This is a genomic window from Zoogloea oryzae, from assembly GCF_030161255.1.
GTDB lineage: Bacteria > Pseudomonadota > Gammaproteobacteria > Burkholderiales > Rhodocyclaceae > Zoogloea > Zoogloea oryzae.
Genome location: NZ_BSPX01000140.1, coordinates 3,535 through 4,745 on the forward strand (window position 1 = coordinate 3,535; position 1,211 = coordinate 4,745).

The 1,211-nt window shown below is 38.0% G+C and carries 1 protein-coding gene; it reads left to right on the forward strand.

What is annotated here, in order from left to right; translation table 11 throughout:
* Positions 1-123 precede the first annotated feature (123 nt).
* On the forward strand, positions 124-1,211 hold a 1,088-nt coding region (locus tag QQK25_RS24525), incomplete at its 3' end, for a Ycf2 family protein (RefSeq protein WP_284189924.1).

A 1,211-nucleotide genomic window follows, 5' to 3' on the forward strand; every position in this document is an offset into this window, starting at 1 on the left:
CAAAGGGATCAAATAGGAAATGATACTCTGAATCATAGCACTATACTGAGATATACGATCCATTTATCGAATTTGACAAAGAGTCAGAAGAAATGGTTCGATCCTCTTGGAAGCCCGAGATCCATGAATCGGAATCCTGATGCATATCCATACAAATGGTCCAATGAGAGCAAAAATTTACAGGAGCATTTGGAACATTTCCTTTCTGAGCAAAAGAGCCATTTTCAAGGAGTGTTCGATCAATTTCAAGTAGTGTTCAATCAATTTCCAGTAGTGTTCGATGAATTTCAAGTAGTGTTCGATGAATTTCAAGAAGGGTTTGATCAATTACGTATTAATCTATCTTCGATTGATCAATACGCTTTTTTGCCTCATGCACTTCTTGTCTGTTGGTCCAAGTCACTTCGCCTTTGGTCCAAGCCACTTTCCAAGCTACTTTCTAAGTCACTTCTCTTTTTGTCCAAGCCACTTTGTAAGTCACTTCCTTTTTTATTTTTGAGTATCGGGAATAGGTCCATTCATAGGTCCGAAATCCACATCTCTGAATTGAAAGGTCTGAATGATCAACTCTGCAATCAGTTGTTAGAATCCGTAGATCTGAACGATTTGAAGAAATTGAAACCCTTCTTATTAGATGCTCGTGATACTTCTCCAAAAAGGAAATTAATGATATCCCACGATCGAGACAATTGGTTGAATCCCGTGAAACCATTTCATAGAAGTTCCTTGATAGCTTATTTTTATAAAGCAAATCGACTTCGATTCTTGAATCATGCACATCACTTCTGTGTCTATTGTAACAAAAGATTCCCTTTTTTTGTGGCAAGGGCCCGTATCAATAATTACGATCATACGTATGGACAATTCCTCGATAGTTTATTCCTTCCCAACCAAATCTTTTCTTTGTACGTCGGTCAAAAAAAAAACGTGCTTTTGGAGAGAGATACTATTTCACCAATCGAGTCACAGGTATCTAAGATATTCATACGGAACGATTTTCCACAAAGTGGTGACGAAATGGATAACTTGTCCAAATCTTTCCGTTTTGCAATTCAATCCGGCCCATTCGCCCGTAGAGCTGTTTACTGGATTGCAGACATTTCTGGAACACCCCTAACAGAGGAACAAATAGTCCATTTTGAAAGAACTTATTGTCAAACTCTTTCAGATATGAATCTATCTGATTCAGAAGGGAAGAACTTGGATCCGTA